Source organism: Acidimicrobiales bacterium (assembly GCA_036273495.1).
In the GTDB taxonomy this organism is placed as follows: domain Bacteria; phylum Actinomycetota; class Acidimicrobiia; order Acidimicrobiales; family JAJPHE01; genus DASSEU01.
Genome location: DASUHN010000093.1, coordinates 1 through 8,283 on the forward strand (window position 1 = coordinate 1; position 8,283 = coordinate 8,283).

The 8,283-nt window shown below is 71.0% G+C and carries 13 protein-coding genes; 8 read left to right on the forward strand and 5 right to left on the reverse strand.

Translation table 11 applies throughout. The features are described 5' to 3' along the window. Nucleotides 1-422: alpha/beta hydrolase (locus VFW24_03580; protein ID HEX5265831.1), on the reverse strand; the 422-nt coding region annotated here is incomplete at its 3' end. A 134-nt stretch (nucleotides 423-556) separates the two neighbouring features. On the opposite strand from VFW24_03580, the gene VFW24_03585 reads away from it, so the two are divergent. From VFW24_03585 to VFW24_03605, 5 genes are read left to right on the forward strand one after another with little or no spacing between them, the layout of a single operon-like run. Next, nucleotides 557-1,534 (forward strand): ATP-binding cassette domain-containing protein, encoded by a 978-nt coding sequence (locus VFW24_03585; GenBank protein HEX5265832.1) that lies wholly within the window; start codon nucleotides 557-559, stop codon nucleotides 1,532-1,534. After that, nucleotides 1,531-2,388 carry an ABC transporter permease gene (locus tag VFW24_03590; protein HEX5265833.1) on the forward strand — a complete coding sequence of 286 codons (858 nt, stop codon included), beginning with the start codon at nucleotides 1,531-1,533 and terminating at the stop codon, nucleotides 2,386-2,388. Before VFW24_03585 ends, VFW24_03590 begins: the two co-directional genes overlap by 4 nt. 32 nt (nucleotides 2,389-2,420) lie before the next feature. After that, a complete protein-coding gene (locus VFW24_03595; protein ID HEX5265834.1) occupies nucleotides 2,421-2,798 on the forward strand; it encodes a limonene-1,2-epoxide hydrolase family protein in 378 nt (125 codons plus the stop codon). A gap of 11 nt (nucleotides 2,799-2,809) precedes the next feature. Continuing rightward, complete coding sequence (locus VFW24_03600) at nucleotides 2,810-3,475, forward strand: phosphoribosylanthranilate isomerase (protein ID HEX5265835.1); 666 nt, start codon at nucleotides 2,810-2,812, stop codon at nucleotides 3,473-3,475. 9 nt (nucleotides 3,476-3,484) lie between these two features. Next, nucleotides 3,485-3,613, forward strand: coding sequence for a hypothetical protein (locus VFW24_03605; protein HEX5265836.1), 129 nt, complete (start codon nucleotides 3,485-3,487; stop codon nucleotides 3,611-3,613). Nucleotides 3,614-3,629: 16 nt separating this feature from the next. On the opposite strand, the gene VFW24_03610 is transcribed toward VFW24_03605, so the two are convergent. The 4 genes from VFW24_03610 to VFW24_03625 all read right to left on the reverse strand — a co-directional run bounded on the left by VFW24_03610 (nucleotide 3,630) and on the right by VFW24_03625 (nucleotide 6,443). Then, the gene (locus tag VFW24_03610; GenBank protein ID HEX5265837.1) at nucleotides 3,630-3,842 is read right to left on the reverse strand and encodes a DUF3039 domain-containing protein; all 213 of its coding nucleotides are present in this window, start codon (nucleotides 3,840-3,842) and stop codon (nucleotides 3,630-3,632) included. 88 nt (nucleotides 3,843-3,930) lie between these two features. Further along, nucleotides 3,931-4,875 carry a sigma-70 family RNA polymerase sigma factor gene (locus VFW24_03615; protein ID HEX5265838.1) on the reverse strand — a complete coding sequence of 315 codons (945 nt, stop codon included), beginning with the start codon at nucleotides 4,873-4,875 and terminating at the stop codon, nucleotides 3,931-3,933. 266 nt (nucleotides 4,876-5,141) lie between these two features. Continuing rightward, nucleotides 5,142-5,630, reverse strand: coding sequence for a glutathione peroxidase (locus tag VFW24_03620; protein HEX5265839.1), 489 nt, complete (start codon nucleotides 5,628-5,630; stop codon nucleotides 5,142-5,144). A 9-nt stretch (nucleotides 5,631-5,639) separates the two neighbouring features. Further along, nucleotides 5,640-6,443 (reverse strand): endonuclease/exonuclease/phosphatase family protein, encoded by an 804-nt coding sequence (locus VFW24_03625; protein ID HEX5265840.1) that lies wholly within the window; start codon nucleotides 6,441-6,443, stop codon nucleotides 5,640-5,642. A 46-nt stretch (nucleotides 6,444-6,489) separates the two neighbouring features. Here VFW24_03625 and VFW24_03630 point away from each other — a divergent pair, with 46 nt between their 5' ends. Genes VFW24_03630 through VFW24_03640 form a run of 3 tightly spaced genes read left to right on the forward strand, consistent with a single transcriptional unit; the run spans nucleotide 6,490 to nucleotide 8,246 of the window. Beyond that, complete coding sequence (locus VFW24_03630; protein HEX5265841.1) at nucleotides 6,490-7,230, forward strand: sugar phosphate nucleotidyltransferase; 741 nt, start codon at nucleotides 6,490-6,492, stop codon at nucleotides 7,228-7,230. Between the two features lie 6 nt (nucleotides 7,231-7,236). After that, nucleotides 7,237-7,932, forward strand: a complete 696-nt coding sequence (locus VFW24_03635) for a PIG-L deacetylase family protein (protein ID HEX5265842.1) — start codon at nucleotides 7,237-7,239, stop codon at nucleotides 7,930-7,932. 59 nt (nucleotides 7,933-7,991) lie between these two features. Further along, the gene (locus VFW24_03640; protein HEX5265843.1) at nucleotides 7,992-8,246 is read left to right on the forward strand and encodes a hypothetical protein; all 255 of its coding nucleotides are present in this window, start codon (nucleotides 7,992-7,994) and stop codon (nucleotides 8,244-8,246) included. The last annotated feature ends 37 nt before the right edge of the window (nucleotides 8,247-8,283 follow it).

The following is an 8,283-nucleotide window of genomic DNA, read 5'->3' on the forward strand; positions in this document are numbered from 1 at the left end:
GACAGCCGGCCCGCCGCCCAGTCCGCCACGGGGATCCCGCCGAGGGTGTCGGCCAGGGTGAGCGACAGCGGCACCTCCGGATGGGCAACGGCAAAGCCCATGGCCGCCCACCCCCCCATCGACTGGCCGACCACGTGGGCCCGTTCCACCCCGAGCTCGCTCACGAGCGCCGCCAGGTCGGCCGCCGCCGCCTGTGGGGAGGCGGCCCCGTTGTTGTTGGTCGAGCGGCCGAAGCCGCGCTGGTCCCAGGCCACGACCCGGAAGGTCGGGCAGAAGTGGGCGACCTGGTGGTGCCAGACGGCGTGGTTGCCGCCCGCGCCGTGGCACAGGATCAGCCACGGCGCCCCGTCGGGGCCGGCGACCTCGTAGTAGATCCTCTCGCCGGCGTGCTCCAGCCAGCCGGTGGCGCGGGGCACCTTCACTTTTGCACCGACCTCACCAATCGACCGATTCGGGGCGCATCATCCGACCGCCGGGTGTGTTATCGGTCACAGAACCCAGTATGCAAGGGTTCAAAGCTCGCTCCGGCGCGCAGTGCATCCGTAACCTGCGCGGCATGGATCTGGCGATCGAGGCCCACGGCCTGGTCAAGCGCTACGGCGGTCGTGTCCTGGCGCTCGACGGCGTCGATCTGCAGGTCGAGGCCGGCACCGTGTTCGGCCTGCTCGGTCCCAACGGGGCGGGCAAGACGACGGCGGTCCGGATCCTCACGACCGTCCTGGCCCCCGACGGCGGCCGGGCGCAGGTGCTCGGTCACGACGTGGTGCGGGAGGCCGAGCAGGTGCGCTCGGTCATCGGCCTGGCCGGCCAGTTTGCCGCCGTGGACGACAACCTGACCGGCTACGAGAACCTCCGCATGGTCGGCCAGCTCAACCAGATGAGCCGCGCCTCGTCCCGGTCCCGCGCCCGGGAGCTGCTCGGGCGCTTCGGGCTCGACGAGGCCGCCGACCGGCCGGCCAAGACGCTGTCGGGAGGGCAGCGCCGGCGCCTCGACCTGGCCGCCGCCCTGGTGTCCCGCCCGCCCGTTCTGTTCCTCGACGAGCCCACCACCGGGCTCGACCCGCAGAGCCGCAAGGACCTCTGGGAGATGATCGAGGAGCTGGTGAGCGAGGGCACGACCGTTCTCCTGACCACGCAGTACCTCGAGGAGGCCGACCGCCTGGCCCAGGTCGTCGCGGTGGTCGATCACGGCCGGGTCATCGCCGAGGGAACCCCGGCCGAGCTCAAGGCCCACTCCGGGGAGACGGTCCTCAGCCTGGAGATGGACGACGCCGAGGCGGCGGCGCAGGCGGCCGCCGCCCTCGAGCGGCTCGGGGACGAGGAGCCCAAGGTCGAGGGCGCCACGGTCGAGGTCAAGGTGACCGACGGGGCGCAGTTCCTCACCCGGGCCCTCCGCTCGCTCGACCGCCGGCGCCTGGTGCCCGTACATCTGGCCCTGCGCGAGCCCAGCCTCGACGACGTGTTCCTCTCGCTGACCGGCCACCGCGCCGAGGAGGAGCTCGTCGTAGACGACAGCGAGGCCCGCGCCTCGTGACCACCCTGGCCCCGCCCCGCACCCTCGCCCCGGACGGCGCCGCCGGCCTCGGCAACGGCCGGCCCGCCACGGCTCCGCCGCCGGTCGACGCCGTGGGGCGGGCCCGCCGGGGGCTGAAGGACGGCTTGGTGATGACCGAGCGCACTCTGCTGACGTTCGTGCGCACGCCCGAGGCCCTGTTCTTCATGAGCCTGCAGCCGATCATGTTCGTGCTGCTGTTCCGGTACGTGTTCGGGGGGGCCATCAAGATCCCGAACTACCAGAACTACCTGATGCCGGGCATCTTCGTGCAGACCGCCGCCTTCGGCTCGGTCGGGACCGCGGTCGGGATAGCCGAGGACCTCCAGAAGGGACTCATCGAGCGCTTCCGGGCCCTTCCCATGCCCCGTTCCGCCGTGCTGTTCGGGCGGGCGCTGGCCGACATCTGCCGCGGGGTGCTCGTGATCGCCATCATGACCGCGGTCGGCTTCGCCGTCGGGTTCCGGCCCAACACCGGGGTGCTCGGCTACCTCGCCGCTGTGGGCATCATCCTCTTCTTCCTCCACGCCGTCTCGTGGGGGTTCTGCGTGATCGGGCTGGCGGCGCCCAACAGCGAGACGGCGCAGGTGATGGCTTTTCCGCTGCTGTTCCCGCTCACCTTTGCGTCGTCGGCCTTCGTCCTCACCAGCCAGATGCCGGGGTGGTTGCAGCCCTTCGCCAACAACCAGCCGCTGAGCAAGGTGATCGACGCCGTACGCCATCTCATGCTGGGGGGCCCGACCACCGGCGACGTCGTCGCCGCTCTGGCGTGGACGGCGGGACTCCTGGCCGTGCTGGCACCGCTTGCCGTCTACCGTTACCGCCGCATCACCTAGCCGAGATCCGGCCGGTGAGCGGAGGGGGATCCGTGGCCACACCTGCCCAGATCGTGAGCGAGTTCATCGCCGCCTGGCCGGACAAGGACGTCGCCCGTCTGGCGTCGTTCTTCAGCGAGGACGCCGTCTACCACAACATCCCGATGGAGCCGGTCAAGGGCCGCGAGGCCATCCAGGCCACCTTTGCCGGGTTCATGGGGATGGCCGACCAGATCCGCTTCGACACCCTGCAACTGGTGGCCGAGGGCCCGGTCGTCATGACCGAGCGGGTCGACCACTTCATCGGACCGGAGCGCACGATCTCCCTGCCGGTGATGGGCGTATTCGAGGTCAACGACGGTGCCATCACCGCCTGGCGCGACTACTTCGACATGAACCAGTTCACCTCGCAGATGTCCGGAGGCGGCTGAGCCGCCGAACCGTGCTGGTCCAGATCTACGGCGTCACGGTGGCCGAGGACGCCCGGATGGTCAATGCGCTCGGGCCCGACCTGGTCGGGGTCGTGCCCGACGAGGGCCATGACAACTGGGACGCCGTCGACCCCGACACCATGCGGGCGGTGGTGGCCGAGCTGACCGCGGTACGCGTCGTCTGCCTGTCCCTCGGCACCGAACCCGACCGCATCCTGGCGGCCACCTCCGCCGTCCCCGCCGACGTGGTGCACCTGGCCCGGGCCCACCTGATGGACGACTCCGCCCTCGAGCAGGTGCGGGCCGGCGCGGGCGGGGCCGGTCTCATGCTGACCGTGCCTGTCGACGGGGCCGGCGCCACCGGGGTGGCCGACCGCCTGGCCCGCCACGCCGACTACCTGCTGCTCGACACCTCCCACCCCGACACCGGGGTGGTGGGGGCCACCGGCCTGGTCCACGACTGGGAGTTGAGCGCCCGCATCGTCTCGGCGGTGGGCGTCCCGGTGGTCCTGGCAGGGGGGCTGGGCCCGCACAACGTGGCCGAGGCGATCGGGGTGGTCGGCCCCGCCGGGGTGGACTCGGAGACCAGGACCAGCCGGCCCGGAGACCGCCGGCGCAAGGACCCCGAGGCCGTGGCCCGGTTCATCGAGTTGGCGCGGGCGGCGGGGCGGGGCTAGAGATCGGCCGTGCTCGTGTGGTGGGACTACCTGGTGGCGGCGGGGGCGTTCAGCGTCTTCGCCGTGTTGGCCTGGGTGCTGTTCACCCCGCCCGACGAGGAGTGGCTGCCGGTCGAGTTCCTGGACGACCGGGGCTGAGCCGCCTCGGGCTGGACTAGCCGGCGGGGACCTTCCAGCCCATCCCCTCGGCTATCTCCCTGCAGGTCGGGCACAGGGGGTAGCGCCGGGGGTCCCGGCCCGGCACCCAGACCTTGCCGCACAGGGCCCGGACCGCGGTGCCGTTGACGATGCCCTCGACGACCGTGGGCCCGGTGGAGACGAAGTCCCCCTCCTCGGGCTTGTACCCCTCGAGGACGATGTGGCTCATCCGCTCGTGGTCCCCGTCCAGGGCGGGATCGGATGTGACCGGCGCCGTCGTCTCGACGGGCGCGGTCGTCAGGGGACCCGGCAGGTCCTTACCCTCCGACGAGCTCCGAGGCGTCGACCGCGGCCGACGGGTGGCGCAGCTTCGACATCGCCCGGGACTCGATCTGGCGGATCCGCTCCCGGGTGAGGTCGAAGTGCTCCCCGACCTCCTCGAGGGTCCGCGGCTCACCCCGGTCGAGCCCGAACCGCAGGCGGAGGATCTGGCGCTCCCGGTCGTCCAGGGGCCGGAGCATCCGCTCGACCTCCCGGGGGAGGGCGGCGGTGATGGCCTCCTCGAGGGGGTTGGCGGCGGTCTGGTCGGCCACCAGCTCCCCGAACTCGGTGTCGGAGTCCTCCCCGACGGTCTCGTCCAGGCTCACCGGCTCCGACCCGTAGCGGAGGATCTCGGTCAGCTGGGCCACGTCCATCTCGCACGCCTCGGCCAGCTCGTCGATCCGGGGCTGGCGGTGGAGCTGGAGCTCGAGCTCGGCCGCGACCTTCCGCACGCGGGTGGCCAGGTCCCCGGCGTGCACGGGCAGCCGGATGGTCCGGCCCGTGTTGGCGATGCCCCGGGTGATGGCCTGGCGGATCCACCAGGTGGCGTAGGTCGAGAACTTGAAGCCTTTTCGATGGTCGAACTTCTCGACCGCGTGCATCAGGCCCAGGTTCCCCTCCTGGATCAGGTCGAGGAGGGGGAGGCCCGAGGACTGGTACTTCTTGGCAATCGAGACGACCAGCCGCAGGTTGGCCTTCACGAAGGTGTCGGTGGCGGCGTCGGCCGTGGCGATCTGCCGGCGAAGCTCCCGGCGCCGGGCCGAGGTCAGCTCCTTGCCCTTGGCCCGCTCCAGGTCGATGCGGGCCTGGGCGCCGAGCCGGATGGCCTCACCCAGGCGCGCCTCGTCGTCCTTGGTCAGCAGCTCGTGCCGGCCGATGTCCACCAGGTAGAGGTGGACCAGATCTTCTTCTTCTCGCTCGGAACGGTGAGCGGTGGCCAATTCGCCTCCGGGGGCTACTGCTGCTCGAAAGGGGACGCTGCTGGACGGCTTGCTGCTGAGTTACCTATGACAGGTATACCGGACCCGGGGCCCGGTGGCTGTTCTCTGGGGAAACAAATTCTACCCGGACCCTTGCTCTTCCCTGTCCCGAATTCGGCTTTTCTTCGGACCACCGGGGCCCCAGGCGCGCCGAAACGGCCTGACCCGGCGTCAGGTGATGGTAACCCAGGTGGCCCGGGAAGTCACTACTCCCCGTGGCCGGGAATTCAGCTCGGCAGGACCTTTTCCACAGCCGTGGTCACCTCGTCGGCCTCGGGGTCGACCATGGGCCGGAAGCGGGCCACGACCTCCCCCTCGGGCGAGATCAGGAATTTCTCGAAATTCCACTGGATGTCCCCGGCGTTGCCCTCGGCGTCGGCCACCGAGGTCAGCTGCCGGTAGAGGGCGTGGCGGCCGTCCCCGTTGACCTCGACCTTCTCGGTCATCGGGAAGGTGACCCCGTAGGTGGTCGAGCAGAAGGTGGCGATCTCCTCGGGGGACCCGGGCTCCTGCTCCCCGAACTGGTTGCAGGGCACCCCGAGCACGCTGAACCCCCGCCCGGCGTAGCGCTCGTGGAGCCGTTCCAGCCCCTCGTACTGGGGCGTGAGGCCGCACTTGGAGGCCACGTTGACGATCAGGGTGGCCCGGCCCTTGAACCCGGGCAGGCCCATCTCGGACCCGTCGAGGGCGGCGATGTCGGAGTCGTATACGGACATGGTCGGACGTTATATCGCGGGGGCCCGGCCCGATATGTCGGCCACCATCCCGAAGTGGTCGCTGGCGAAGGTCCCGGTCAGGGAGACGTCGCAGGCCAGCCCGGCCCGGCTGACCCAGACCCCGCTCCCGGGCCGCCAGGCCAGGAGGATGTGGTCGATGCGCCGGCTCGGCTCCCGCTCGGCAAAGGCGAAGGGGTTCCGGTTGTCCCATGTGTTCCCCTGGCCGCCCCCGCCGGCGACGTCCCAGGCGTTGATGAAGCACACGCTCCTGCCGTCCATGGCCGACAGCCCGGTCAGGTAGCGCATCTCGGCCGCCTCGCTGACGGCGTTGAGGTCCCCGGCCAGGATCGGGGGCACGGCGGCGTCGGGGTCGGCGGCGGCGGACACGAACTCGGTCAGGGCCCGCACCTGGTGCTCCCGGACCGCCCCGTCGTCGAGCCGCCAGGCCAGATGGGTGCAGAAGACGTCCAGGCCGTTGGTCCGGACGTGCAGGACCACCCGGTCGGTGTCGTCGGGCGCCGCCGACGGTGGGAGGGGGGACACGGCGGTCGCGTCGATGGGCCAGCGGCTGAGCACGGCGTTGCCGAAGGCGTGCCCGGCGATGCTCGACCCCGGCCCGAAGGCGACCTGGTACCCCGACCCGGTCCGGTCGGCCAGCCAGCGGGCCTGGTTCTTGCCCTCCGGGGACTCGACGACCTCCTGCAGGCAGACCACGTCGGGGCGGGCGAGATCGAGCCAGGCCACGATCTCCTCCCGGCGCTGCCGCCACGGCCCCGACAGGTTCCAGATGTTCAGGGTCATCACCCTGGCCACGAGTCCGTCGATGGGGCGAAGCTACCTTTCGCCTAGCGTCGCAGCCATGAGAGGCGTGGTGCTGGCCGGTGGTCTCGGCACCCGCCTGCACCCGCTGACCCGCATCACCAACAAGCACCTGCTGCCGATCTACGACCGGCCCATGGTCACCTACGCCATCGAGGCGCTGGTGCAGGGCGGGGTCAACGAGATCATGGTGGTGACGGGCGGGACGCACGCCGGGGAGTTCCTGCGGCTGCTCGGCAACGGCCACGAGTGGGGCATCGACCGGCTGCTCTACGCCTACCAGGAGAAGCCCGGGGGCATCGCCGAGGCGCTGGGGCTGGCGGAGCGCTTTGCCGATCAGGAGCCGATCTGCGTGTACCTGGCCGACAACATCCTCGAGCGGGGCATCGGCGCCAGCGTCGAGGCCTTCGGCCGGCAGGGCAGCGGGGCGCGCATCCTCCTCGTCCCCGTCGAGGAGCCCGAGCACCTCCGGCACCTCGGCGTGCCCAGGCTGGAGGGGGACCGGGTGGTCGGCATCGTCGAGAAGCCCGACGACCCGCCGAGCGCCTACGGGGTGGCCGGCATCTACTTCTACGACGCGTCGGTGTTCGAGGTCATCCGGGATCTGGTGCCGTCCCAGCGGGGGGAGCTGGAGATCACCGACGTGAACAACGCCTACATCGGGCGGGGGGTGATGGAGTACGACGTGATCGCCGGTTACTGGGGGGACGCCGGGGAGGACATCGACGCCTACTACGCGGTGAACGACTTCGTGCGCCGTCACGGGGCCAACAAGGCCTGAGCAGCGGTGCGCATCCTCGTCATCACGGCCCATCCCGACGATGTCGACTTCGGCGCCGCCGGCAGCGTGGCCCGGTGGGTCGACGAGGGCCACGAGGTCAGCTACTGCATCGTGACCGACGGTGACGCCGGCGGGTTCGACCCGGCGATGCCGCGCGCCGAGATCCCGACGATCCGGCGTGCCGAGCAGCGCGCCGCCGCCAAGGTCGTCGGGGTGGAGGACGTCCACTTCCTCGGCTATCCCGACGGCCGGCTGATGGTGTCGATCGAGCTGCGGAGGGACATCTCCCGGGTGATCCGGCTGGTGCGCCCGGAACGGGTGGTGTGCCCCTCTCCGGAGCGCAACTGGGCGCGGATCTACGCGAGCCATCCCGACCACCTCGCTGCCGGGGAGGCGGCGCTGGGGGCGGTGTACCCGGACGCGAGGAATCCCTTCGCCCATCCGGAGCTGGCGGCCGAGGGCCTCGAGGCCCACTCCGTGCTCGAGGTCTGGATGATGGCGGCGCCCGATCCCGACGTGTTCGTGGACATCACCGACCACATCGAGGCCAAGGTCTCGGCGCTGCGCTGCCACGAGAGCCAGATCACCGACCCCGCGGCGCTCGACGGGATGATCAGGGGCTGGACCGGGGCCACGGCCCGGGCCGCCGGTCTGCCCGACGGCCGCCTGGCCGAGGGTTACCGGCGTATCGACACTGCGTGACGGATTTCCGTTAGTGGATCCACACTCCGGGGAACAACCGGGGCCGGAGGTGGTCCACGATGGGGATCGGGGTAAGCGTTCTACTGCTGGCCGTGGGAGCGGTGCTGGCGTTCGCGGTGCACGTCACGACCAACGGGTTCGACGTCAACACGGTCGGGGTCATCCTGATGGTGGTCGGCGGCATCGGACTCCTGGTGGCACTGGCCTTTGCCGGCGGGGGTTGGGGTGGATGGGGCGGTTTCCGCCGCACCACCTACGTCGACGACGGGGTTGCCCCCCGTCGCGTCGTGCGCCACGACACCTTCGTCGACTAACAGTCAGCTTTCGACGGCGGGCCGCCGGCCCGGCCAG